Here is a 24,152-nt window from a genome sequence, read left to right as displayed (position 1 = left end):
CCTCTGGGGGAGCTGTCGCGGAGCGACTGAGGGGGAACCTCCCCTTGTGGGGGAGGCGGCCGAAGGCCGGTGGGGGGGCGTTTTCAGCTTCCGAGGCGTCGGCCGTCGTCCCAAGAACACCCCCCACCGATCGCTACGCGATCGCCTCCCCCATAGGGGGAGGTTCCCTGCTACCTGCACACCGCCACGCATCGCTCCGCCAGCGCCTGCGTCGCGTCCACGAAAGGCACCGCCAGATCCGCCTGTCCCATCACCAGCGGAACCTCGGTGCAGCCGGCCACCACGGCCTGGGCGCCCAGACCGACCAGCCGGTGGGCCAGGGCCGCCATGGTCTGGCGGGAGGCGTCCGAGAGGTCGCCGCGCTTTATCCGATAGAGCAGAGCCATGAACTCGACCTGCTCGTGGTCGCCCAGGCTCACCGCCTCCAGCCCCAGGTGCGAGAGGCGGTCGCGATAGATGGAAAGCGCCGACCCGGTGCCCAGCACGCCGATCCGCGTCGCGCCGTGAACGCGCGCGGCCTCGACCGCCGTCTCCGGCAGGTCGATCAGCGGCAGGCCGCTGGCCTTCACCTGCTCGGCGAAGGCGTGGGCGGTGTTGCAGGCGATGGCCAGGACCTCCGCCCCCGCGTCGCGCAGGCCCGCCGCCATGGCCGCCAGCACAGGCCCGGCCACGTCGCCGTCGGTGTTGCGGTCGGGAACCTTGGGATTGATGTCGACCAGCACCCGGATGTGGTCCTGCTCGCGGACCACGGGCGTGGCCGCCTGCAGCTTGGCCAGGAAGTCGAGGGTGGCGGCCGGACCCATGCCGCCCAGCACGCCGAGGACCTTGCTCATCGGAAACTCCTAACCCAGCGCCGGCTCCAGCACCGTCTGGTAGCCGAACAGGCCCTGCGCCCCGCCGGTATGCAGGAACACCACGCGCTGGTTCTTGAACGCGCCCTTGCGGGCTTGATCGATCAGCCCCTTCATCGCCTTGCCCGAATAGACCGGATCCAGCAGCAGGCCTTCGGTCCGCGCCGCCAGCGCCAGGGCGTCGATCACCCCCTGGTCGACCAGGCCATAGCCCTCGCCCACATAGTCGCAGTCGGCGACCACGGCCTCGCGCCTGACCCGGCCCGCCGCGCCGATCGTCTCGGCCGTGGCGACCGCCAGGTTGAAGACGTTCTCCTCCTGCCTGGCCTTGGGCGCCCGCACCCCGAAGCCGAGGATCGGCACGTCGACCGACAGCGCCGCGAAGCCCGCGACCAGGCCCGCATGGGTGCCGGCGCTGCCGGTGGCGGTGACCAGCCGGTCGATCTTCAGATCAAGGCCGTCGGCCTGCACCACCAGCTCGCGGGCGCAGTCGACATAGCCCAGGGCCCCGACCGTATTGGAGCCGCCGCCGGGGATCACATAGGGCTTGCCGCCGCGCCGGCGGACGATCTCGGCGGTCGCCTCCAGCTCTTCGTTCATGTCGGTCCCGCCCGGCACGAAGCGGATCGCCGCGCCCATGAGCTTGTCGAGCAGCACGTTGCCGTTGCCCACATAGTCGGCCGCCTTCGAGCCCGTGCGCTCCTCGAGGATGACCTCGGTCGCCAGGCCGTAGCGGGCGCCGGCCGCGATCGTCTGGCGCACGTGGTTGGACTGCACCGCGCCCTGGGTCACCAGGGTGTCGGCGCCGAGGGCAAGGGCCTCGCCGAGCAGGAACTCCAGCTTGCGGGTCTTGTTGCCGCCGCCGGCCAGGCCCGTGCAGTCGTCGCGCTTGACCCAAAGGTCGATCCCCAGTTCCGCGCCCAGCCGCGGCAGCGGCTCCAGCGGCGTCGGCAGATGGGCGAAGCGGGCGCGGGGAAAGCGGGCCAGGTGCATGCGAAACTCCTATCCGGACGCTTGGAGATAGGCCGCGCCGCGCGGGCTGGCAAAGCGTTTCACGGCGTTTTGGCGGGTCTTCGGAAGCTGGCGGTGCTATGCTGGCGCTCGCCGGCCGGCCTCGACGCCGCCCGGCTCGAAAAGCCCGTCCCCGCGCGTCCGCGGCTTGGGTTCTCCCATCCCCGCGGGCCTGCCGGAAGGCCGGGTGAACGTTGGGAGAAACGCATGGAAGCCAAGACCATTCCGTCTCGGCCGCGCGCTCGCGGCTGGATAATGGGCGTCGCCGCCCTAGCCCTCATCGCCCCCGCAGGCGGGGCGAGCGCCTCGGTCCTGATCATCGGCGGAGGCATGGCCAAGGATTGCTCCGAGGCCGTCATCAAGGGCCGCTCCGACGACCCGACGCTGCGCCTGTGCACCACGGCCCTCGAGGTCGAGAGCCTGAAGGCCGGCGACCGCGCCCGCACCTTCGTCAATCGCGGGGTGATCCAGCTGCGCCGCAAGGCCTATGTCCAGGCCCGCGAGGACTTCGACGCCGCCGGCCGCATCGACCCGACCCTGGGTGAGGCCTATGTCAATCGCGGCGCGGCCTATGTGGCCGAGGAGCGGTTCGCCGACGGCCTGGCCGAGATCGACCGGGGCCTGGCCCTGGGCGTCAAGGATCCGGAGCGGGCCTTCTACAACCGCGGCCTGGCGCACGAGAACATGGGCGACCTGTCTGCCGCCTATCGCGACTACAGCCGCGCGGCCGAACTCGATCCGACCTGGGCGGCGCCGAAGGCCGAACTGGCGCGTTTCACCGTCCAGAGCCGATGACGACAGCGACGGAGACGGCATGAGGCGAAGGTCTGGAAGGATCCTCCTGGCGACGGGAACGGCGCTCTCGGCGCTTGCCTGCGCCGCTGGGGCCGCGGCTCAGGTCGATCCGGGCCTGCTGCGCGAGCGGCAGGCCGCCCGGATGGAGGCCGATAGCCTGCGCCAGGACCAGCTGGCCGCCGCCCGCCGCACCCAGGCGGCCCGTGATCGCGCCGCCGCCGCCGCGACCCTGGGAACGCCGCAAGTTCCGGTCGGACCCGCCCTGGTCAGGCCCGCGCCCGCCCAGGTCCTGCCCGAGCGCGGCGATCCGGCGGCGCCTATGTCGCTGCGCCTCGACGAACTCGACCGCTTGACCGACGCCCGCCTGGCGCGGAGCAATGCCGCCATCCGGGCCGTCAAGCCCGCTTCGGAACGCTGAAAGGGAGCCTTGCGCGCATGGAATGGGGAGGCGGCCGGCGTTCCGGCAATATCGAGGATCGACGCGGCCTGGGTCCGGTCGGCGTGGCCGGCGGCGGCATCGGCGCCGTGGCCTTGGCCGTGGTCGGCTATCTGGTGTTTGGCATCAATCCCGAGACGACCCTGAGCGTCGTCAACGGGGCCCAGCAGCCGGCCGCCCAGGAGGGCCAGCGTGGCTCGGTGCAGGACGAGGGCGGCCGTTTCGTCGACGTCATCGAGACCTCGAACACCGACGTCTGGGGGCCGATCTTCGCCCGCTCGGGCGGCAAGTATGTCCCGCCGGCGGCCGTGGTGCTGTACGACGCCTCGACCGGCACCGGCTGCGGCGCGGGCCAGGCGGCGATGGGGCCGTTCTATTGTCCGGCCGATCGCAAGGTCTATCTCGACCTCAGCTTCTGGAACGAGCTGGAGAGCAAGTTCGGGGCCAAGGGCGAGTTCGCCCGCGCCTATGTCATCAGCCACGAGATCGGCCACCACATCCAGAACCAGCTGGGCGCCGACCGCCAGGCCCAGCGGCTGGGCCGGCAGGGCGCGCAAAGCGGCTCGGTGCGGCTGGAGCTGCAGGCCGACTGCTACGCCGGCGTCTGGGCCCGGCACGCGCCCGAGGTCTCCAACATCCAGATCACCCGCGCCGACATCGAGGACGGACTTGGGGCCGCGGCCTCGGTCGGCGACGACGCCATCCAGGAAAAGGCCCGGGGGCGCGTCGTGCCCGACAGCTTCACCCACGGCACCAGCGCCCAGCGCATGCGCTGGTTCGGCAAGGGCTACGACGCGGGCAAGCCGGCGGCCTGCGACACCTTCTCGGCGAGCGAGCTTTAAGGGAGCCGCATTGCGTGGTCCTCGTCCTTCGACAGGCTCAGGATGAGGACCATTGATGCGGCGGTTCAGTAGAAAACCTCACCCTGAGCTTGTCGAAGGGCGAGGTTTTCGCCCCGACGTTACTCGGCCGGCACGGCGGCCGGCTGGGGCGCGGGCTCGGGCGGCGACTTCGGCTCGGGCTTGCGCTTGAGGTTGTCGCCCAGCACCTCGCGGGCCCGCTTCCAGATGTCCTCGGCGAACACCGCGCCGATGAAGCCCATGGCCAGCATGCCGATCGGGTTGGTCTGGCCGCCCTCGTTGAACAGGCGGGCGCCGCATTCGCTGAGCAGAAAGATCGTGAAGGCCGCGCCCATGCCGTGGACCAGCACCCGGGCCGGGGCCCCGCTGACCGCCACCCGCTCGCCCACCCGCACCAGCCCGTCGTCGTCGACGACGTAGTTGGCGCGGAAATAGACGATGTTGTTGCTGCCGGCGTGGTCGCTGCGCGAGGCCGCGTTGATCCGCAACGCCAGGGCCTTCAGGGCCAGGATCTCCTGCCGGAGGATCTGGCGCCGGCGTTCGGCCTGGGGCGAGGCGTCGTCGTCGGCCGGCGGCGGGGTCTGGGTCAGGGCCTCGCTGCGGGCGAACAGGTCTTCGACCCGGGCGCGGGCGGCGGCGTCGACCGGCTGGTCGGGCTCGTTGGCGGCTTCGGGACGATCGGGCCGGCCCAGCATGCGGATCGCCGCGCCGAACAGGCCAAAGCCGATCAGGCCCAGGATCAGCAGGGTCGAGGCCGGCACCCCGATCAGCCAGCGGTACAGCACCCGCTCGATCAGGTTGCCCAGCCGCAGGTTGCGATCGGCCGCCACGTCGTCGGCGCCCGCCTGAACCGTCGTCTCGGTCGGCGCCTTGCAGGTCCTCTTTATCTCTTCGGTATAGGGCGCGGCGGCGGCCAGGTTGCGCAGGTTCATCTTGCGGTCGACGATCGACACGGTCTGCACGCCGGCCAGGGCTCCCAGGCACTGGCGCAGCTGCAGGCGGCGGGAGACCACCTGCTCGCGATAGCGCTCGACCAGGATGTCGACATAGCCGGGCAGCTGGCTGGGCGGGAACCGGCCGACCGCCTCGTTGTAGGCGGCCACGATCTCCAGCTTGCGCGACACCCGGTACTGCTCGAAGCGCTGGCTGAGCTTCTGGTAGTCGTTCACGCCCTGGACGATGATCCGCAGCTGCTCGGCCTGGTCCACCGCCGGCGTGACGGGTAGGGCGGCCGTCCCGGCGACGACCGGCGCGGGCTCTCCGCCGACCTCCGGTCCCCGGACGCTCGCGGAGGGCGGCACGGCGTTGGCGGCGTTCACCGCCTGGCCCAGCAGCAGGCCGGTGTTGACGGTCAGCGGCTCCATGCTCTGGTTCGACATCGCCTTGGCCTCGACCTCGTCGAGCCGCTTGTTCAGCTCGGCCTGGTCGACCGCCGTGGTCTCCTGGGTCAGCAGCAGCAGCGAGCCGATGGCGAGGTAGGAGGCCGGGATCAGGATCGCCGTGTAGACGACGGCGGCGATCCACTTCGGATAGGCGATGATCGGCTCGCGCGAGCCGTCGCCCGGGTACCATTGCAGCCGCGCCTCGGCCAAGGCGCGCGCCAGGACCAGGCAAAGGCCGAACACGATCAGGAACCAGATCCAGGCGCCGCCTGTCGCCGCCTGGGCGCGGGCCGCCAGCAGGCCGGCGGGCATCAGGTCGGCCGGCGTGCAGGCCCGGTCGCCGCGGCTGATGAAGCCGTGCAGCACGCCGGTGATCCGGCCCTTCAGCACGGTCTGCCGGCGCTGGTCGGGGCGGGTGAGCGCGTCGCCCGAGCAGGGGTCGAAGCCGCTGACCGCTTGCGAGACCAGGGCCGGCGTCCAGGCCAGGGCCGCCTCGACCACCCGTCCGGTCTTCTGCGCCAGTGAGCCGATCGCCGGCGGCGAGGCGACCGAGGCGATGGCCAGCGACATGGCCACGGCCACCACCGAGGCGCTGGTCAGCGACTGCTGCTGCGGCGTCACGGCGACGGCAAGCCCCCAGAAGATCGTCGCCCAGACCAGGGCCGCCAGCGATAGCAGGGCCAGCCAGCCGCCGAAGAAGGCCAGGTCCAGCGGCAGGTCCGGAAGATAGAACAGCAGGAGGCCGACGATCGCGGCCGGAACCGCCGCCGCGGCCAGCAGGGGCAGGCCCAGCGGCATCTTCGATCGCTGGAAGAAGGCCAGAAGTTCGGAACGCTCGCCCATGCCGGCTCCCCTCGCCGCGGCCCTGTGTCGCCGAAGATGTATCCGCCTGATTGTGCAACCTGTAAATGCGTTGGCGAAACAGCGTTCTTGCGCACTTGACCCAAGCGTCAATCGCCCTAGTGTCCGCCCTGTTCACCGGGGGGTCGCTGTCGCGGCTGAGATTGGGCTTGAGCCCTGACCCGTCGAACCTGATCCGGGTCATGCCGGCGAAGGGAGGGAACGCGGTCTGGAGGCGTCTATTCCAGCCCGTAAACCGACTTAGCTCGACACGTCCGGGTCTCTTCAATGCTTGAGGAGCCCGCAACATGAACGCCCAAACCCCCATCATCCCGGCGACCAGTGACGTCGCCACCGGCCCCATTCCCGGGTCGCGCAAGGTCCATCAGGCCGGCGAGCTGTTTCCCGACATCCGCGTGCCGTTCCGCGAGGTGGCCGTCCACCCGTCGGCCAACGAGCCGCCGGTGACCATCTACGACCCGTCCGGCCCCTACACTGACCCGACTGCGACCATCGACATCGAGAAGGGCCTGCAGCGCGCCCGCGACGCCTGGGTCGTCGCTCGCGGCGACGTCGAGGTCGTCAGCAATCCGCGTGAAGTGAAGCCCGAGGACAACGGCTTCGCTCAGGGCAAGCACCTGGCTCCGCAGTTCCCCGACAACGGCCGCAAGGTCTATCGCGGGACGCAGGGCAAGCTGGTCACCCAGCTGGAATACGCCCGCGCCGGGATCATCACCGCCGAGATGGAATACGTCGCCATCCGCGAGAACCTGCGCCGCGAGCAGTCGGCCCCCTGCGTGCGCGACGGCGAGGACTTCGGCGCCTCCGTGCCCGACTTCGTGACGCCGGAATTCGTGCGCCAGGAAGTGGCCCGCGGCCGGGCCATCATCCCGGCCAACATCAACCACGGCGAACTGGAGCCGATGGCCATCGGCCGCAACTTCCTGGTCAAGATCAACGCCAACATCGGCAACTCGGCCGTGCTCGGCACCGTCGCCGACGAGGTCGACAAGATGGTCTGGGCCACCCGCTGGGGTGCCGACACGGTCATGGACCTGTCGACGGGCCGCAACATCCACAACATCCGCGACTGGATCATCCGCAACAGCGCCGTGCCCATCGGCACCGTGCCGATCTACCAGGCGTTGGAGAAGGTCGGCGGCGTGGCCGAGGACCTGAACTGGGAAGTCTTCCGCGACACCCTGATCGAGCAGGCCGAGCAGGGCGTCGACTACTTCACGATCCACGCCGGCGTGCGGCTTCCGTTCGTGCCGATGACCGCAAAGCGCGTGACCGGCATCGTCAGCCGTGGCGGCTCGATCATGGCCAAGTGGTGCCTGGCCCACCACAAGGAGAACTTCCTCTACGAGCGCTTCGAAGAGATCTGCGAGATCATGCGCGCCTACGACGTGTCGTTCTCGCTGGGCGACGGCCTGCGTCCCGGCTCGACCGCCGACGCCAACGACGAGGCCCAGTTCTCGGAGCTGCGCACCCTGGGCGAGCTGACCAAGGTGGCCTGGAAACACGGCGTTCAGGTGATGATCGAGGGGCCGGGCCACGTGGCCATGCACAAGATCAAGGCCAACATGGACGAGCAGCTGAAGCACTGCCACGAGGCCCCCTTCTACACCCTCGGTCCGTTGACCACCGACATCGCCCCTGGCTACGACCACATCACCTCGGCGATCGGGGCGGCGATGATCGGCTGGTTCGGCACGGCCATGCTCTGCTACGTCACGCCCAAGGAGCACCTGGGCCTGCCCGACCGCAACGACGTCAAGACCGGCGTCATCACCTACAAGTTGGCCGCCCACGCCGCCGACCTCGCCAAGGGCCACCCGGGCGCTGCCATGTGGGACGACGCCATCAGCCGGGCGCGGTTCGAGTTCCGCTGGGAGGACCAGTTCAACCTCGGCCTCGACCCCGAGACCGCCCGGGCCTTCCACGACGAGACCCTGCCCAAGGAGGCGCACAAGACCGCGCACTTCTGCTCGATGTGCGGCCCGAAGTTCTGCTCGATGAAGATCAGCCAGGAAGTCCGCGACTTCGCCGCCGCTCAGGCGCCGAACACGGCCGAGCTGGGCATGGCGGAGATGAGCGAGAAGTTCAAAGAGCAGGGCTCGGAGATCTATCTCAAGGCCGAGTGAGGCGATGCGAGGCGGCTCTTCACGCTCCGGTGAAGGGCCGCCGCGCATGCTGAAAGATTGCTCTCATGGGTGTATTGTTCGCGAGTTGCAACTCATGAGGCTACCGTCATGGCGCTCCGCCCCATCGTCCTCGCGCATGCCAACGATCCGCACTGGATCATCGAACTCTGGCTCAAGATCCACGGCGGCGACCCCGCGCCCGACGTGCGGGTGGTCAACAAGGCCACGATCGACATCGTCAAGGCCCTGGTCCCGCACCTGGACGCGGCCAAGCAGAAGGCCGTCCTGGCCGCGCTGGGCTGATCCGCGCGCGGCGCGCGAACGCCGCCTGCGATGGAAAACGGATGGGCCCGGTTCACAGAGCCGGGCCTTTTCGCATGGCGGATCCGGCTCTGTGGCGAAGACGGCCGGCAGTTGCTAGCTTCGCGCTCGCCATGAGCCACAAACCGATATCGAGCGCGTCGAAGAGGTCTTCAGGAAGGCGCGCCATGCCGGCCGTCAAACCCTGACCGAGCCGGCCTCATGAAAGCTCTGGCCTACGTCGCCCTGATCACGGGACTGTCCGTCGGCGCGCCGACCCTGGCGGCGCAGGCGGGGCGCCCCGTCCTTGAGAACGGCGTCGTCGCCCCCGCTCTACACGGCGTCTGGCGGTCGCGGGGCTATGGCTGGATCGTGCGCTTCGACGCCGAGGGACCCAGCCTCTACCACGTAGCCGGCGATGACTGCTGGCGTGATCCCCGGCCGCAGGCCGATCCCGACGGCGTGCTGAAGATGTGGCGGCCGGCCGGGAAGGGAACGGTCGAGATCGTCGGCGAGGCCGATGGCACGGTCTATCGCTTCGATCGGCTGAAGGCCTTTCCGAAGGCTTGCTCGGACGAGCGCCCCTGGACGCCGCAGCGGACCCTTGCCGCCGTCGCCGACGCTTTCGCGGCCTATTATCCCCTGTCGGCCGAGCGCGGCTTCGACTGGACCGCCCGTCGTCGCGAGGCCTTCGCGGCGCTTGGTCCGGCGCCGGACGAGGCGGCCCTATGGAAGGCGTTGGGCGTCCTGCTGCGCGGGATCTCCGACCCGCACGTCCAGCTCGACGGCGTCATCGCCGGTGAGCCGCGATCGCGCCGGTTCGGCGAGGCTCCCGTACTGCTCGGCGCGCAGGGCAGGCCCGGCGGCGAGGCGGCTTGGCGCAAGGCCTGGCGCGAGGGCGTGCTGGCCGCGCCGTTCCACGCCCGCCAGGTCGCCAACGGCCGGATCTTCTGGGGGCGCGACGGCGAGGTCGGCTATCTGGCGATCGTCTCGATGGGCGGTTTCGATCCGACGGCCGGAGACGACGACATCGCCGCGCTCGACGCCGTCCTCGACGAGGCCATGACCGCTTTTTCCGGCGCCTCGGCGGTGATCGTCGACGTCAGCAACAACCGCGGCGGCTATGACACCATCAGCCGGCGGATCGCGGCGCGGTTCGCGGCCGGGCGCGTCGTCGCCGCCTCCAAGGTCCCGACCGGGGTGGCTGGGCCGTGGCAGGACCTGGTCGTCGAGCCGTCGGACCGCCCACGCTATCTGGGGCCGGTCTGGCTGCTGACCAGCCACATCACCGTCAGCGCCGGCGAGACCTTCACCCTGATGATGCGCGGCCTGCCCAATGTGCGCCAGGTCGGGGAGGCCACGCGCGGCGCCCTGTCGGACCAGGTTCCCGTGCCGCTCCCCAACGGCTGGGGCTTCGCCCTGCCGGCCGAGATCCATCGCGACGCCGAAGGGCGTGTGGTCGAGGGCGTGGGGATCGCCCCGCAGGTCCCGCTGATCGTCCATCCGCCCGACGATCCCGGCCACGGCCACGCCAGGGCCCTGACCCGTCTTGTGGCAATGATCCGCGCCCGCTGAATTTTTTCCTCGCCGTTGTCGGCCTTCCGGGCGTTCGATCGTCCTGGGGGAACGACAACATCCAGGGAGGATACCCCATGACCTATGTCGATGGTTTCGTGGTCGCCGTGCCCAAGGCCAATATCGAGGCCTACAAGGACATGGCCCGATTGGGCGGTACGGTATGGATGGAGCACGGCGCGCTCTCCTACGTGGAGGCGATCGCCGACGACGTGCCCTATGGCGAGCTGACCTCGTTCCCTCGCGCCGTCCAGCTGAAGGACGACGAGGTGACGATCTTCTCGTGGATCACCTACGAGAGCCGCGCCAAGCGCGACGAGGTGATGGCCAAGGTCATGGCCGACGAGCGCCTCAAGCCGTACATGGAATCGATGCCCTTCGACGGCAAGCGGATGATCTTCGGCGGCTTCGAGAGCATCGTGGAGCACTGATCGACGCTTCCTGGAACGCCGGCCTCGCGGTCGGCATTCCAGGGATATGCTCGAACTGCTCCTCGACCTCTGCAACATCCTCGGCGGCTTCCTGCTGGCGATCGGCCTTCTGGCCCTGCTGCCGCGCGCGGGCGACGACCTCGCGCGGTTCGCCGGCAGGCTGGCGCCGTTCGGCTGGATCGTCGGGATCGCGGCCCTGGTCTGCGGCGGCTATTTCCTGATCGTCCACCTGGTCTCGGGACCGCGCGTCTTCCATTTCGAGATCGTCGGCCTGGCGGTCGGCGTCCTGCTGCTGTGGGATCGTCTGCGGGCCGGGGCGGTCGCCCGCCGACTGGGCGCCAGCGGCGAGCTGCCGGCCAGCGGCTCGCAAGGCGCGGGCCTGGTCCTGGCGGTGTTCGGGATCATCGCCATGATCGTCGGGTTGCAGGGCTTGCTGACGCCCGATTGACGAGTAACGACCGCTTAAGGGCGAAGGCGCAGACTCCTGGCCAGTACGAGCGGTCAGGGAGGCCGTCATGTCGTCCACCGTCACCTCCAGCACTCGACGCTTCAGCGATCACTTCGAGCCGCAGGACATCGATCCGCAGGAGCAGCGCAGGCTGCGCGGCCATCTGGAGCAGATCGACTACACCGCCTTCATCTCCAATCGAGAGATCATGGCCCAGGCTCTGGGACGGCTCGACGCCGGCCACTTCCAGAAGCTGGCCGTGAGCACGGCCCAGTCCCGGGCGCGCTGGGCCGCGGCGGCTTTGGCGATCGGCCAGTCGGGCCGTCCGCCCGAGCCGGCGGAAGTCGAGAAGCTGTCCGCCCTGCGCACCGCCTATGACGAGCTGTCGGCGGCCTATGAGGCCCTGCGCCGGATGGTCGAGCGCGGCTATGTCGCCTACGGCCCGGTCGCCGCCTCGGGAGACTAGGGGTTCGCGTCGGGAGAAGGTTGGGGGGAAGGGGCCTTCTCCCGACGCGTCCGCCATGGAGCGCTATAACCCTGCCGGAGGCTAAGCGCGGGCGGTTCGGGCGGTCGTCTAGGGGACGTCGCCCGAGCGAGTCGCCGATCCGTCGGCGTCGAGCGCGAATGTGCTCTTTATAGTTGTGTGCGACAACCCATTTTTTCCACCGACGGTCGAACTTCCCTTACGGAAGCTTTGCCGTGGTCAGGGTAGCCGATCACCGCGATGCAGCGGATCGGGCAGGGGCTGGCCGCTGGCCACGAATTGCAGCGACACCGAATTGATGCAGTAGCGCAGCCGCGTCGGGGCCGGGCCGTCGGGGAAGACGTGGCCCTGGTGGCTGTCGCAGCGGGCGCAGCGGGTCTCGATGCGGACCATGCCGTAGGACGTGTCGCGCACCGCCTTGACGTGCTCCTCGTCGTACGGGGCGTAGAAGCTGGGCCAGCCGGTGCCGCTCTCGAACTTGGTCTCGTGCTTGAACAGCGGCAGGCCGCACAGCCGGCAGCCGTAGACGCCGGGGCTCTTTTCGCCCAGCAGGCCGCCGCAGAACGGGGCCTCGGTGCCGTGGTGCAGCAGGACGCGCGCCTCCTCGGCGGTGAGATCGCCCTCCAGGCGCTCGCGCTCGGGCTCGGTGGGCGGGGTCAGGTCGAAACCTGTGGAAGACAGGGTGGCGGCTTGGGTCATGGATGCCAATCTAGGGTTTCGAACGGCTCGCCGGTAGGGCGCGCGGCATGCAAGGGATGGAAACGCATGATCACCTCGACCACTCCGTACGTCGCCGAGCGCGAGACGGTGGCCACCCTGGGCGTCGTCTCCGGCGAGGCGATCATCGGCGCGCACATCTTCCGCGACCTGTTCGCCGGCATCACCAACATCATCGGCGGCCGCGCCGGCGGCTACGAGAAGGCCCTGCGCGAGGCGCGCGACATCGCCCTGCAGGAGATGATCGACGAGGCCCGCCGCCTGGGCGCCGACGCCGTGGTCGGCGTCGATCTCGACTACGAGGCCCTCGGCGTCGACAACGGCATGCTGATGGTCACCGCCGCCGGCACCGCCGTGAAGCTGCGCTGATGACCGTCGCCGTCGCCTTTCTCCAGCCCGGCTGGGCCGACTGGGAAGCCGGTCCCGTGCTGGCCTCCCTGCGCGAATATTTCAAGGTCCAGATCGAGATCGCCACCCCGACCGGGGATCCGGAGACCTCGATCGGTGGAATCCTGGCCGCCGCAGACTACGGCTTCGAGGATCCGGTGCTGTCCGACGCCGACGTCTTCCTGCTGATCGGCTCGGACGCCTGGCAGACCTATCAGAGCGACGCCCTGTTCGGCCTGCTCCGCCAGGCTCACGCCGATGGCAAGATCGTCGCCGGCATCTGCGGCGCGACCATCGCCCTGGCCAGGGCCGGCCTGCTGGCGGGCAAGGCCCATACCTCGAACGGCAAGGACTGGCTGGCCGAACAGGCGCCGGGCTATGCGGGCAGCGAAGGCTATGTCGAAAGCCCCCGTGCGGTGGTCGACGGCAAGGTTGTCACCGCTGCCGGATCGTCGCCGGTCACCTTCTCGGCCGAGGTCACGCGTCTGGTCGCGCCCGAAGCTTCGGAACGGCTCGACGGCTATATCGCCATGTTCGCCAAGGAGTTTGGCGAGGGCTGAACGGAGATCCTCCAATCCTCCGCCACCCCAAAGCTGCCTTCCTCGCCCTTGTGGCGAGGATCCAGGCCTGCGGTGGGCTGTGCGCTGCGGGATTTCGCGCAGGCGGCCGCGCTCGCGCCGGTGAAAGCGATCGCGCGGACGCATGGGTCCTCGCCACAAGGGCGAGGAAAGCAGAAAAGAGGCCTGGCTAGGCGGGAACGCCCCTTACTTCACCGCCGCCGCGCCGGCGCGGGCGATGATGCCGTCCTGCTCCGGCGTGGCGCCCGAGACGCCGATCGCCCCGACGATCTTGCCGCCTGAAAGCAGCAGTTCACCGCCTTCGATGGCCAGGGCGCCGTTGGAGATGGCGTTGAGGTTGCCGGCCTTGACCGCGTCCTGGAACGCCTTGGTCGGGCGCTTGAAGCCCGCGGCGGTCTCGGCCTTGCGGCGCGCGACGCCGGGAGCGGCGTAGGACGCCCCGTCCATCTTCCACGACAGCACGGTCTGGCCGTTGGGCTCGACCACGGTGATGACGGCGGCCCAGCCGTTCTTCAGCGCCTCGGCCTCGGCGGCGCCGGCCGCAGCCTTGGCTTCCGCCAGGGTGACGTTGCGCCCGTACTCCAGGGCGTCGGCGGCGAGGGCGGCGGGGGCGGACATCGAGAGAACTCCAAGAACGGTCAGGACGGCGAGGGCGCGGCTCATGGCAACTTCACTTCGTCGTTGAGGGCGGTGATCTGCGGCTGGGCGGTGACGATGCGCAGGCGCAGCTCAGAGGGCTTGGCGCCGGCCGGGATCTTCAGCCGGGCCGTGGCGGTCTTGGGCAGCAGGTCCTTCGGCGCGGCCAGGGCGGGCACGACCGCCGAGGCCAGCACCTTGCCGCCGGCGTCGACCAGCTCCAGGCGCGAGGCCGTCGCATCCTGGGCGCCCAGGCTGTGGACCTTGGCGGTAATGCTCGAGCCCTTCACCGTCACGTCGCCGCGACCGATGCCGAGATCGGCGCGCTTGGCGGGATCGTCGCCCGCTTGTGCTAGCGCCATGTCGATGATGCTCGTCCGGCCCGACGGCAGGATCACGGTCACGGCCTTGGTGCGCTCGAACGCGACCTGACGGGTCTCGCCGGCGCCGTCGATCTTGTCGTCGTCGGTCGTGTCGATCCCTTGGGTCAGCGTCCATTGGCCGGGCGCGACATTCCAGCCGGTCATCACCGCCGTCACCGGCTTGTCCGACAGGTTGTAGGCCAAGACCTTGAAGCCCTTCGCCGCGCCGTCCTTGATCAGGATCGCCACGTCCTCGCCTTTCGCCCCAGCCTCGAAGCGCCAGCTGACCAGGTGCCCCGGGTTCATCTGGCCGCGCTTGTTGGCGATGCCGCCCAGGCGCGAGCGTTGCAGCACGTCCGACGGGATTTCCACCCGGTCCGACCACCAGTGGCCGTCGGTGTGCATGTACATGTGCTGGTCGGCCCACTGGATCTCGTCGGCATAGGCCTTTTCGAGCCAGGTCTTGTCGCCGGTCAGGCTCCAGGCGGCGAAGCGCTCGATGGCTCCACCCTTGGCCGCCGACTTGACGATGGCGTCCTTGTTGGCCTCGCCCAGGCCGAGCATAGACAGGGCGTTGTCGTTGAGGTCGTTCAGCGACTTGACGCCGTTCTTGCCCATCCGCCACTGGATCGGCGCCAGGTACTTGGCGTCGCCCGTCCAGCGCCAGGCCTGCCAGAAGATCTGGAACGGCCCGCTGGCGCCCGAGCCCTGCAGAACCGTGCCGCCGCGCTCGGCGTCGGTGCGCCAGTTGATCTCGTTGGGATAGGAGCCGTCGGGCTTCACGTGCGCCAGATAGCCGTCGGCCAGGCCCAGCACGATGTCGCGCGCCGTGCGGTCGCCGTTGTAGTCGCCAATCAGGATCGCCGGGTGCACGACGCCGAAGGAATAGGGCTTCTGCCACTCCCACGGGCCTTCGCGGTACGAGATCGCGCCGCTGTACCAGTTGGTGTTGAAGTGGACGTGGCCGGCCGGATTGCGATCGATGATCCCCGGCAGGGCCTTCACCGTCGTGAACAGCCGCTCGACCGCCAGCGGGTCGCCGTAGTCGAGATACATCGCCTCGCTGTTGGAGTTGATGCCCTCCTCGTAGGCGTGCAGCTCGTCGGTGACGATGGTCGACAGGCCGTTCGTGAACATGCCGTTGCGGTAGACCGCATCGGTCAGGCGGTTCAGCGAGTCGCGCACCTTGTCGGGATCGACGCCCATAAGAGCCAGGCCCGGCCACTGCTGCAGCAAGTCGCTGTCGTCGGACAGGCCGCCGCCGAAGTCGCCGTGCGGAACCTGGCGCTCGTCGATCCACCAGTTGATGAACTTGGCGACGCGCTTGAGGTCCTCGGTCTGGCGGAAGGCCCACAGGGGCACGCCGTCCGGCGCCTTGGGCTGCTCGAAGGCCGGCCAGCCCTGGCTGCCATAGGTGATGTCGCCCCAGTACTCGCGGCCTTCCTTGTGGTCGGGATCGACGCGCAGCAGGTCGGAGATGTCGGCGTAGAGGCGGCGATAGAGGCCCTGGCGCTTGGAGGTCGTGTGCTCCTCGACCAGGAAGGCCCAGTTGTCCTTCACCTGGTTGAAGCGGTCGGCCACGTGCTCGGCCTTGGCCTCCTCGCGGGCCTTGAAGACCAGGCGGATCTTGGCGCCGTCCAGGGCCTTCGGGCCGAACTCTGCGCTGTCGGCGGCGATGGTCAGGTAGAGGCTGTCGGCGGTCAGGATGCGGTCGCGTAGGTCGAGCCACAGCGTGCGCGCCTCGCCGGCCTTCACCGAGACCGAGACGTCGATCATGTTGCGGCCCGGCCAGATCGGGTCCTTGACCTGGATGTTCAGCGGGATCGTCGTTCCGGCCGCGCCGGGCAGGGCGGGGATGTCCAGCGCGACGCCGTCCAGGCCGTCGCGGGCGTTCTCCCAGCCATAGGCCCAGTTGCGGGCCAGGGCCTGGGCGGCCGGAGCGTCGCCGAAGCCCGACGGGATCATTACGTGGACGATCGGCAGGCCTTTCGTCGTGAGGTCGCCGGCCGGACGCTTGCGCTGCGGGGCCGCGTCGGGAATGGCCACGACCGTCGCCCGCTCGCCGGCCGGATGGCGTCCGGCGACATAGGCGTTGAGGTCGGCGAGGTTCAGATAGTCCGGCGCGACGTCGGCGCGGACCGTGTAGTTCATCTTGAAGACGCCGTCGGGCTCCTTGCCGGCGTTGACGTCATAGGCCCAGATCTCCTGGATCGGGGTTTCCTGGTCGGTGTTGGTGAAGGTCAGCACCCCGCCCTTCAGCGGCTGGGCCAGGGTGGTGACCGACCGGGTCAGGCCCTTGGCGCGGACGCCGACCTTCGCACCCTTGTCGCCGGCCTTCGCCGCCCAGGTCAGGTCGCCATAGGCCGTGCCCTGGATTTCCAGGCGGCTGATCGGCTCGTCGGGCAGGGCCAGGGTCAGGGCCTTGCCGCCCTCGACGTAGGTGTTCCAGTCGGGAAGCTGGAAGTAGTCGTCGCGGCCTTCCAGGCGCGAGCGGTTGTAGACGCCGGGCCAGGTGGTCTCGGGGATGCCGTCGTTGGCCCGCCACATCCACTCCTTGAGGTCCTTGGCGTCGGTGAACTCGACCTTGCGGATTCGGGTGGCCGGATCGGTCAGCAGGGGCGGGGCCTCGCCCGTCCAGCCGTAGCGCAGCTTCCAGGCCGCGTGCGTGGCGGGATCGTCCAGCGTCGGGACCGGGGCTGTCGCAGCAGGGGTTTCGTTGCGGGCCAGGGCGGCGACGCCGGCCGCGTCCAGCGCGCGGTCGTAGACGCGGATCTCGTCCAGGTCGCCGCCGCGCAGGAAGTTGTAGCGGCTCTGCACCTGGTGCGGGGCGATCACCCGGCCGGCGACGCCGAACTGGTCCAGGCCCGCGTCATAGACCCGCTTGGCCTCCTTCTTGGCTGCCGCCTTGCCGTCGACGAACAGCTGTACGCCGGTCTGCTCGTCCCAGGTGAAGGCCAGGTGCGTCCAGGCGTCGGCGGCGGGGGGCTTGTCGAGCTTGAACGAGACGCGGGTGCGGGCCAGGCCGTTGTCGGTGACGAAGGCGTCGAAGCCGTGGCCGTTCCAGTCGATGCGCAGGAAGGCCATGTCCCAGCTGGTGTGGTCGGCGTAGCCGACGCGGAAGATCACGAACGGCGCGACGCCGACCGGATAGCCCGAGCGCCAGAAGAACGAGAGCGTGCCGCGCTGGGCCTGGATGTTGCCGGGCGCGTTCCAGGCCAGGACGCCGTCGTCCTGGGCCGAGAGGGCCGGGCCGGCCTTGCCCGTCGGGATGACGGCGACCTTGTCGGCGAAGTTGGGAATGGCGTCGCCGGCCGCGTAGTCGGCCTTCAGTCCCTTGTCGCCGGAGACGTGGAAGAGGAGGGCGGGTTCAGCCTGACCGGCTGCGGCGGCCGCGCTGGCGGCGGCGATGACCGAAAAGGCGGAGGCCAGAAAAAGCGCCTGCTTCACCACGCGTCACTCCCTAAGTCGTTCTTATTGGAAACCGGTGTCATGGTTCCTGCGACGCTTTTAGCGCGAGCCGTCCGCGTTGCAAACCGGCCTTGGCCTGTTACGCCTAGGGACAAGGCGAAAAGCCGCGCAGGGATGGGCCGATGTTTTCAAAGATCCTGATCGCCAACCGGGGCGAGATCGCGGTGCGGGTGATCAAGACGTGCCGTCGGCTGGGGATCGCGACGGTGGTGGTGTACTCGGACGCCGACGCCGACAGCCTGGCGGTGGAGATGGCCGACGAGGCCGTGCACATTGGCGCCTCGCCGGCCGCGCAGAGTTATCTGGTGGCCGACAAGATCATCGCCGCCTGCAAAGAGACGGGCGCGCAGGCCGTGCATCCGGGCTTCGGATTCCTGTCCGAGAAGGCCGAGTTCGCCCAGCGCTGCGCCGGCGAAGGGATCGTGTTCATCGGTCCCAATCCCGGCGCGATCTCGGCGATGGGCGACAAGATCGAGAGCAAGAAGTTCGCGGCGGCGGCCGGGGTCTCCTGCGTGCCGGGCCACATCGGCGAGATCGCCGACGTCGCCGAAGCGCTCTCGGTGTCGGAGACCATCGGCTATCCGGTGATGATCAAGGCCAGCGCCGGCGGCGGCGGCAAGGGCATCCGGGTGGCGTGGAACCGGCAGGACGTCGAGGAAGGCTTCCCGGCCGTGCGGGCCGAAGCGGCCGGCGCGTTCGGCGACGACCGGATCTTCATCGAGAAGTTCATCGAAAGCCCGCGCCACATCGAGATCCAGGTGCTGGGCGACAAGCATGGCCACGTCGTCCACCTGTTCGAGCGCGAGTGCTCGATCCAGCGGCGGAACCAGAAGGTCATCGAGGAGGCGCCGAGCCCGCTACTCGATCCGGAGACGCGGGCGGCCATGGGGGCGCAGGCCGTCGCCCTGGCCAAGGCGGTGAACTACGACAGCGCCGGCACGGTCGAGTTCGTGGCCGGCCAGGACAAGAGCTTCTACTTCCTGGAGATGAACACCCGCCTGCAGGTGGAGCATCCGGTCACCGAGCTGATCACGGGCCTGGATCTGGTCGAGCAGATGATCCGCTCGGCGGCCGGCGAGCCGCTGGCGTTCGGCCAGGACGATCTGTCGATCAACGGCTGGGCCGTCGAGAGCCGGATCTACGCCGAGGATCCCTATCGCAAGTTCCTGCCCAGCATCGGGCGCCTCGTCCGCTACGCCCCGCCCGAGGAAGGCCAGAAGGACGGCTATCTCGTGCGCAACGACGCCGGGGTGCGCGAGGGCGACGAGATCTCGATGTTCTACGATCCGATGATCGCCAAGCTGTGCTCGTGGGCGCCAACCCGGACCGCAGCGGTGGCGGGCATGGCCCGGGCGCTGGAGGACTTCCATATCGAGGGCCCCAGCCACAACGTGCCGTTCCTGACCGCGGTGATGGACCAGGAGCGTTTCATCTCCGGCCAGCTGGCGACCAGCTACATCAAGGACGAGTTCCCGGATGGCTTTTCCGGAACCGAGCCGACGCCGGTTCAGCTCGACATCCTGGCGGCCACGGGCTGCGCCCTGCAGCGGGTGCTGGCTCGCCGGCTGGGCTCCAGGCGCACCGACTGGACGGTGGTGGTCGGCCACGCCAAGCGCCGCGTGCGGTTCGAGGCCGAGAGCGACCGGGGCCTGACCATCAGCCTGCTCGACGAAGGCCGCAGCCTCGTCCTGACCGACATCGCCTGGCGGCCGGGCCTGGCGACCTTCCGCGCCGTGCTCGACGGCCAGGCCTTCACCGCCGAGGTCGCCCCGGCCGCCGAGGGCTTCACCATCCGCCACCGCGCCGCCAAGGCCCGGGTGCTGGTGCTGACCGCCCGCAGCGCCGAGCTGCATGAGAAGCTGCCAGCCAAGGCGCCGGCCGACACCTCCAAGCTGGTGCTGTCGCCGATGCCGGGCCTCGTCGTCTCGATGGACGTCGAGATCGGCCAGCAGGTCCGCGAGGGCGAGATCGTCTGCGTGCTCGAGGCCATGAAGATGCAGAACATCCTGCGCGCCGAGCGCGACGCCGTGGTCAAGGCCGTCAATGCCAAGGCCGGCGATCCGGTGGCGGCAGACCAGGTGCTGGTGGAGTTTTCCTGATCGATGTGATCACGTCGCGGTTGATCCGTTCGGGGTGATTCAATGAACACGCTGCACAAGTTCTTCGGCTTCTCGGGCCGTATCCGCCGGCTCGACTACTGGCTGCTGAACCTGGCGCTCTATCTTCTGCTGATGTCGCTGGACCTCGTCAGCTGGCTGGTGTCGCGCTTCGGGGGCTTCACCCTCCTGTTGTCGCCGGCATGGGACGCCGTCGGCCTGGTCGTCGCGGCCGTGGTGATCTGGGGCGTGGTCGCCGTCACCCTCAAGCGTTGTCATGACCGCGACCGGGGATGGCCGTGGGCGGCGTTTTGCCTGCTCGTGCCCGTCGTCGGCTGGATCGTGGGCCTCGTCGACCTCGGCTTCATCGACGGCACGCCCGGCCCGAACCGTTTCGGCCCGTCGCCCAAGGGCCTTGGCGAGGCGCCGCTGAACCTGACGAGCTGAGCGCGTTTTCGAGCCGAGGTGTGACGCCGTCGCGACTTCCGCATCGGGCCGGCTGCGCCTAGGTTCCGCTCGAAGAGAGTCGCGGAGCCTTGGCGAGCATGAACGGTCGGATCGATTGGGCGGAGCTGTTCCTGTCCTCCACGGGCAGGCTGGCGCGCACGCCGTTCCTGATCGTCTCGGCCGTGCTGATCGGCGTGGCCGTGCTGTACGAAGCCATCGCCGGAGACGTGCTGCGGCTGCTGACCGGCTGGCTGGTCTATTCGGCCTTGCTGTATTCGGGCGCCTGCGTGCTTTCCAAGCGCCTGCACGATCGCGGCCGGTCGGGCTGGTGGGCGGCGCTGGTGCTGGCGGCCATGGTCGCCGTCTGGCCGACCCCGCAGCACTTCCTCGACTTCGCCTTCGCCATCGTGCTGGTCTGGGCGATCATCGAGCTGGGCGTCATGGGCGGCGAGCAGGGCGCCAACCGCTACGGCCAGCCGCCGCTGAAGGCGCCTGCGATCTGATACGCTGTGCGTCCTTCGAGGCTCGCCGCCGGCTCGCACCTCAGGATGAGGCATTCAGTGCAATAGAGGTCCTCATCCTGAGGCGCCCGCGAAGCGGGCCTCGAAGGACGCAGGGCTTAGATCGGCGCTTTGGCGTCCTCCACGGCCCCGAACACCTTGCGGAAGCTGGCCTTCAGGGCCTCGTCGGCCTCGTCGAGGGTGACGGGCAGGCCAAGGTCGACAAGGCTGGTGACGCCGTGCTCGGTCTGGCCGCAGGGCACGATTCCCGAGAAGTGCGACAGGTCAGGCTCGACGTTCAGGCTGATCCCGTGGAAGCTGACCCAGCGGCGCAGCTTGACGCCGATGGCGGCGATCTTGTCCTCGCGCGACCAGCCCGCGCCCTTGCGCTCGACCCAGACGCCGACCCGGCCCTCGCGCATCTCGCCGACCACGTTGAAGGCGTCCAGGGCGTCGATGATCCAGGCCTCCAGCGCCGCGACGAAGGCCCGCACGTCGCGGCCCCGCTGGGTGAGGTCGAGCATGACATAGGCCACGCGCTGGCCGGGGCCGTGATAGGTGAACTGGCCGCCGCGCGCGCTCTCGAAGACGGGGAAGCGCTCGGGCTCCAGCAGGTCGGATGTCTTGGCCGAGACGCCGGCGGTATAGAGCGGCGGATGCTCCAGAAGCCAGATCAGTTCGCCCGCCGAGCCGTCGGCGATGGCGGCCGCGCGGGCCTCCATGGCGGCGACGGCTGCCGGGTAGGGCACGTAACAGGTCGAAACTGCCCACCCCGCCGCCAGGCCGTCCGGGCGCGACAAATCGGGAAGACCTTTATCTTCAAGGTTTAACGGGCGATCAAGCATGCGGCCTTAGTCTTGCATGAGCCTAGGCGCGGGATTTTCCGCCATCGGCAATTTCAGTTCCAGGGGCCTTAGTTCGTGAGCCAGGTCAACGCCGTCAATGTCGAGATCTCCGTTCTGCTCGGCCGGTCGATCCTGCCGATGCAGCAACTGCTGCGCATGGGCCGCGGCGCGGTGATCCCGCTGGACGCCAAGACCAACGACGAGGTCTGGATCCTGGCCAACAATCACCCGATCGCCCGGGGCGAAATCCAGATCAACGACGACCGCATCGCCATCCAGGTGACCGGCCCGGCCGACGTCTACGACTACATGGCCGGCGGCGCCTAAGGCGCGTTGCCCGGGCGCGGCTTCGCGATCAAGCTGCACGCCATGATGTTGCTGTGGTCCGCTCTTGTACTCGCCCTGCTGTGCGCCGCTGGTGCGGCCGAGGCCGCGCCGGACCATGCCGGTTATTATGACAATGTCCGCCCGGTCGAGGGCGGTCAGACGGGCTACCGGATCACCGTCCGTACGGGCGCCAAGCCCACCGTCGCCTTCGAGATCTGCCGGCGCAAATGCAATGGCGTGCGTGAGTTTCCCGCCTGGATCGAGGGCGACCGCATCTCCTTCGGCTATGCGCGGGGCGGCTTGAGCTCGGCGCCCGCCTTGCCGGTCACGGGGCGGTTCGTTCCGGACGGCCTGATCCTCCAGTTCTCAGTGAATCCGCCCGAGAAGCTGCTGAAGCGCCAGCCTATCCCCAGATAAACCCGGCCATGAGGTCGCAATGACGGACATCTTGTAAGTCGCCTCTTCCCAAAGCCGATTCAGTTTGCTACCTGCCGCGCCTCACCACGAGCGGTCGTGGCGGAATTGGTAGACGCGCAGCGTTGAGGTCGCTGTGGGGCAACCCGTGGAAGTTCGAGTCTTCTCGACCGCACCAGGTGAACTTGCGTAGAGCGCGGCAGGCATCGGTTTCCGAATCGCCTCCCGCGCTCTAACCATTTTTCGGCCAAGGTTTCCGGGCAACCGCCCGCCGAGCTTCGGCTTTCAATCATTCGGATCACGCGCACGCACTTCAGGAGGTCCCCATGACCCGGGAAACAGCCGACCTGAGCGAAGACGCGCGTCACGCCCTGAGCATCCCCGAGCCCGAGGTCGTCGAGGACCTCGAGGACCTGGCGCTCGGCGACGATTACGCCCTCAATCCCGACTATGTGGAGATGGTGGTCGACGCGGCCGATCGCGGCGACACCGCGCGCCTGTCCGAGCTGGTCGGGGCGCTGGATCCCGCCGACGTCGCCGACCTGATGGGCTTTCTGTCGGCCGCCTATCGCGAGGAGGTGATCCCGGTCCTCGATCCCCTGGCCCTGGGCGAGATCATCGCCGAGCTGGAGGACAATATCCGCGAGGAGGTGCTGGAGGCGACCCCGTCGGTCACCCTGGCCCGTGCGCTGGAGGAACTGGACACCGACGACGCCGCCGACGTCATCGACGACCTGGACGACACCAAGCGCTTCCAGGTGCTGGCGGCCATGGGCGAGACCGACCGGGCGGCCATCGAGACGACGCTGTCCTATGAGGACGAGACCGCCGGCCGCCTGATGCAGCGCGAGTTCCTGGCCGCGCCGCAGTTCTGGACCGTGGGCCACACGATCGAGCACGTGCGCCAGTCGGGCGAGAGCCTGCCGGAGCTGTTCTTCGACGTCTATGTGGTCGATCCGTCGTTCACGCCGGTCGGCGCCCTGCCGATCAGCCTGCTGCTGACCAGCAAGCTGGAGACCCCCCTGGCCGAGATCATGGAGCCGGTGACCGAGATCACCGTCGACATGGACCAGGAGGAGGTGGCCTACATCTTCGACAAGTATCACCTGATCAGCGCCCCGGTCGTGGAGGCCGGCGGGCGGCTGGTGGGCCAGATCACCGTCGACGACATCGTCGGCGTCATCCGCGAGGAGGCGCAGGAAGACATTCTCGCCCTCGCCAACGTGTCGGACGTCGGCCGTGACGCCAGCGTGGTCGAGATCGTGCGCTCGCGCCTGCCGTGGCTGCTGCTGAACCTGCTGACGGCGACGATCTCGGTTTCCGGCATCGCGCTCTTCCAGGAAGAGATCTCCAAGCTGGTGGCCCTGGCCGTGCTGATGCCGATCGTCTCGTCGCTGGGCGGCAACGCCGGCACCCAGACGCTGGCCGTCGCCGTGCGGGCCCTGTCGAGCAAGGAGCTGACGGCGGCCAACGCCTCGCGGATCATCACCCGCGAGCTGCTGGTTGGCGTCATGAACGGCCTGACCCTGGCGATCGTCATGGGGGCGGCGGTCTATGTCTTCTATGACAATCCCAAGCTGTCGCTGACCGTGGCCCTGGCCCTGGTGGCCAACATCTTCACCGCCGCCGTCGGCGGCATCCTCGCGCCGCTGGCGCTGGAGAAGATGGGCAGGGATCCGGCGGTGTCGTCGTCGATCTTCGTGACCTTCCTGACCGACTTCGCGGGCTTCTTCTCGGTGCTGCTGATCGCGGCGCTGCTGTTCAACTGATCCCCGGCCAAATTTCCTTACCTGAACCTTAAGAAACGGCGCCGGT

At 69.0% G+C, this 24,152-nt stretch carries 24 protein-coding genes, 1 tRNA gene, 1 pseudogene and 1 riboswitch; of the genes and pseudogenes, 19 read left to right on the top strand and 7 right to left on the bottom strand.

The genetic code is table 11. The annotated features are described in order from the left end of the window. Window positions 1-170: 170 nt before the first annotated feature. The gene (gene cuyB, locus AC07N1_RS15045; RefSeq protein WP_494672546.1) at window positions 171-833 is read right to left on the bottom strand and encodes a cysteate racemase; all 663 of its coding nucleotides are present in this window, start codon (window positions 831-833) and stop codon (window positions 171-173) included. Window positions 834-842: 9 nt separating this feature from the next. Continuing rightward, a complete protein-coding gene (gene cuyA, locus AC07N1_RS15040; protein ID WP_494672545.1) occupies window positions 843-1,844 on the bottom strand; it encodes a D-cysteate sulfo-lyase in 1,002 nt (333 codons plus the stop codon). 225 nt (window positions 1,845-2,069) lie between these two features. Here cuyA and AC07N1_RS15035 point away from each other — a divergent pair, with 225 nt between their 5' ends. The 3 genes from AC07N1_RS15035 to ypfJ are packed head-to-tail and all read left to right on the top strand — an operon-like array spanning window position 2,070 to window position 3,935. Next, on the top strand, window positions 2,070-2,657 hold the full coding sequence (locus AC07N1_RS15035) for a tetratricopeptide repeat protein (protein ID WP_494672544.1): 588 nt from the start codon (window positions 2,070-2,072) through the stop codon (window positions 2,655-2,657). Window positions 2,658-2,676: 19 nt separating this feature from the next. Beyond that, a complete protein-coding gene (locus tag AC07N1_RS15030) occupies window positions 2,677-3,075 on the top strand; it encodes a hypothetical protein (RefSeq protein WP_494672543.1) in 399 nt (132 codons plus the stop codon). Between the two features lie 17 nt (window positions 3,076-3,092). Continuing rightward, window positions 3,093-3,935 (top strand): KPN_02809 family neutral zinc metallopeptidase, encoded by an 843-nt coding sequence (gene ypfJ, locus AC07N1_RS15025; RefSeq protein ID WP_494672542.1) that lies wholly within the window; start codon window positions 3,093-3,095, stop codon window positions 3,933-3,935. A gap of 119 nt (window positions 3,936-4,054) precedes the next feature. Here ypfJ and AC07N1_RS15020 read toward each other — a convergent pair whose 3' ends face one another. Next, window positions 4,055-6,178 (bottom strand): hypothetical protein, encoded by a 2,124-nt coding sequence (locus AC07N1_RS15020; RefSeq protein WP_494672541.1) that lies wholly within the window; start codon window positions 6,176-6,178, stop codon window positions 4,055-4,057. 126 nt (window positions 6,179-6,304) lie between these two features. Continuing rightward, window positions 6,305-6,410, top strand: a riboswitch (TPP riboswitch). A 73-nt stretch (window positions 6,411-6,483) separates the two neighbouring features. On the opposite strand from AC07N1_RS15020, the gene thiC reads away from it, so the two are divergent. The 6 genes from thiC to AC07N1_RS14990 all read left to right on the top strand — a co-directional run bounded on the left by thiC (window position 6,484) and on the right by AC07N1_RS14990 (window position 11,542). Then, window positions 6,484-8,322 (top strand): phosphomethylpyrimidine synthase ThiC, encoded by a 1,839-nt coding sequence (gene thiC, locus AC07N1_RS15015; protein ID WP_494672540.1) that lies wholly within the window; start codon window positions 6,484-6,486, stop codon window positions 8,320-8,322. A 108-nt stretch (window positions 8,323-8,430) separates the two neighbouring features. Further along, the gene (locus tag AC07N1_RS15010) at window positions 8,431-8,625 is read left to right on the top strand and encodes a hypothetical protein (RefSeq protein WP_110133296.1); all 195 of its coding nucleotides are present in this window, start codon (window positions 8,431-8,433) and stop codon (window positions 8,623-8,625) included. Window positions 8,626-8,844: 219 nt separating this feature from the next. Next, window positions 8,845-10,197: a S41 family peptidase gene (locus AC07N1_RS15005; RefSeq protein ID WP_494672539.1), complete on the top strand. Its 1,353-nt coding sequence runs from the start codon at window positions 8,845-8,847 to the stop codon at window positions 10,195-10,197. Window positions 10,198-10,274: 77 nt separating this feature from the next. Then, window positions 10,275-10,628 carry a DUF1428 domain-containing protein gene (locus AC07N1_RS15000; protein WP_494672538.1) on the top strand — a complete coding sequence of 118 codons (354 nt, stop codon included), beginning with the start codon at window positions 10,275-10,277 and terminating at the stop codon, window positions 10,626-10,628. 46 nt (window positions 10,629-10,674) lie between these two features. Beyond that, window positions 10,675-11,076, top strand: coding sequence for a hypothetical protein (locus AC07N1_RS14995; RefSeq protein ID WP_494672537.1), 402 nt, complete (start codon window positions 10,675-10,677; stop codon window positions 11,074-11,076). Between the two features lie 67 nt (window positions 11,077-11,143). Then, window positions 11,144-11,542, top strand: coding sequence for a hypothetical protein (locus AC07N1_RS14990; protein ID WP_494672536.1), 399 nt, complete (start codon window positions 11,144-11,146; stop codon window positions 11,540-11,542). 237 nt (window positions 11,543-11,779) lie between these two features. Here AC07N1_RS14990 and msrB read toward each other — a convergent pair whose 3' ends face one another. Further along, on the bottom strand, window positions 11,780-12,259 hold the full coding sequence (msrB, locus tag AC07N1_RS14985; RefSeq protein WP_494672535.1) for a peptide-methionine (R)-S-oxide reductase MsrB: 480 nt from the start codon (window positions 12,257-12,259) through the stop codon (window positions 11,780-11,782). A 66-nt stretch (window positions 12,260-12,325) separates the two neighbouring features. Between msrB and AC07N1_RS14980 the strand changes: the two genes are divergently transcribed. After that, window positions 12,326-12,646, top strand: coding sequence for a heavy metal-binding domain-containing protein (locus AC07N1_RS14980; RefSeq protein ID WP_494672534.1), 321 nt, complete (start codon window positions 12,326-12,328; stop codon window positions 12,644-12,646). Further along, on the top strand, window positions 12,646-13,224 hold the full coding sequence (locus AC07N1_RS14975) for a type 1 glutamine amidotransferase family protein (RefSeq protein WP_494672533.1): 579 nt from the start codon (window positions 12,646-12,648) through the stop codon (window positions 13,222-13,224). Before AC07N1_RS14980 ends, AC07N1_RS14975 begins: the two co-directional genes overlap by 1 nt. A 204-nt stretch (window positions 13,225-13,428) precedes the next feature. Here AC07N1_RS14975 and AC07N1_RS14970 read toward each other — a convergent pair whose 3' ends face one another. Together AC07N1_RS14970 and AC07N1_RS14965 are read right to left on the bottom strand one after the other, a co-directional pair. Next, a complete protein-coding gene (locus AC07N1_RS14970; protein ID WP_494672532.1) occupies window positions 13,429-13,860 on the bottom strand; it encodes a GlcG/HbpS family heme-binding protein in 432 nt (143 codons plus the stop codon). A gap of 41 nt (window positions 13,861-13,901) precedes the next feature. Further along, window positions 13,902-17,687 (bottom strand): LamG-like jellyroll fold domain-containing protein, encoded by a 3,786-nt coding sequence (locus AC07N1_RS14965; RefSeq protein ID WP_494672531.1) that lies wholly within the window; start codon window positions 17,685-17,687, stop codon window positions 13,902-13,904. A 143-nt stretch (window positions 17,688-17,830) separates the two neighbouring features. Here AC07N1_RS14965 and AC07N1_RS14960 point away from each other — a divergent pair, with 143 nt between their 5' ends. The 4 genes and pseudogenes from AC07N1_RS14960 to AC07N1_RS14945 all read left to right on the top strand — a co-directional run. Next, window positions 17,831-19,807 (top strand): acetyl-CoA carboxylase biotin carboxylase subunit, encoded by a 1,977-nt coding sequence (locus AC07N1_RS14960; RefSeq protein WP_494672530.1) that lies wholly within the window; start codon window positions 17,831-17,833, stop codon window positions 19,805-19,807. 42 nt (window positions 19,808-19,849) lie between these two features. Then, on the top strand, window positions 19,850-20,251 hold the full coding sequence (locus AC07N1_RS14955; protein ID WP_494672529.1) for a DUF805 domain-containing protein: 402 nt from the start codon (window positions 19,850-19,852) through the stop codon (window positions 20,249-20,251). Between the two features lie 98 nt (window positions 20,252-20,349). Further along, complete coding sequence (locus tag AC07N1_RS14950) at window positions 20,350-20,754, top strand: DUF805 domain-containing protein (RefSeq protein ID WP_110121014.1); 405 nt, start codon at window positions 20,350-20,352, stop codon at window positions 20,752-20,754. Beyond that, window positions 20,751-20,869, top strand: a pseudogene (locus AC07N1_RS14945) (hypothetical protein); the annotation flags it as partial. The gene AC07N1_RS14950 and the pseudogene AC07N1_RS14945, both read left to right, overlap by 4 nt. A 1-nt stretch (window position 20,870) precedes the next feature. On the opposite strand, the gene lipB reads toward AC07N1_RS14945, so the two are convergent. Then, window positions 20,871-21,596 (bottom strand): lipoyl(octanoyl) transferase LipB, encoded by a 726-nt coding sequence (gene lipB / locus AC07N1_RS14940; RefSeq protein WP_494672528.1) that lies wholly within the window; start codon window positions 21,594-21,596, stop codon window positions 20,871-20,873. Between the two features lie 75 nt (window positions 21,597-21,671). Here lipB and AC07N1_RS14935 point away from each other — a divergent pair, with 75 nt between their 5' ends. From AC07N1_RS14935 to mgtE, 4 genes are all read left to right on the top strand, one after another. After that, on the top strand, window positions 21,672-21,923 hold the full coding sequence (locus AC07N1_RS14935; RefSeq protein ID WP_058349571.1) for a FliM/FliN family flagellar motor switch protein: 252 nt from the start codon (window positions 21,672-21,674) through the stop codon (window positions 21,921-21,923). Window positions 21,924-21,965: 42 nt separating this feature from the next. Then, window positions 21,966-22,340, top strand: a complete 375-nt coding sequence (locus AC07N1_RS14930; RefSeq protein ID WP_494672527.1) for a hypothetical protein — start codon at window positions 21,966-21,968, stop codon at window positions 22,338-22,340. 90 nt (window positions 22,341-22,430) lie between these two features. Beyond that, a tRNA-Leu gene (locus AC07N1_RS14925) sits at window positions 22,431-22,515 on the top strand. A 148-nt stretch (window positions 22,516-22,663) separates the two neighbouring features. Further along, window positions 22,664-24,106: a magnesium transporter gene (mgtE, locus tag AC07N1_RS14920; RefSeq protein WP_494672526.1), complete on the top strand. Its 1,443-nt coding sequence runs from the start codon at window positions 22,664-22,666 to the stop codon at window positions 24,104-24,106. Window positions 24,107-24,152 lie beyond the last annotated feature (46 nt).

This window comes from Caulobacter sp. GW821-FHT09B11, from assembly GCF_059418205.1.
Note: the sequence above shows the minus strand (reverse complement) of the source record. Positions and strands in the feature narration are given on the sequence as shown.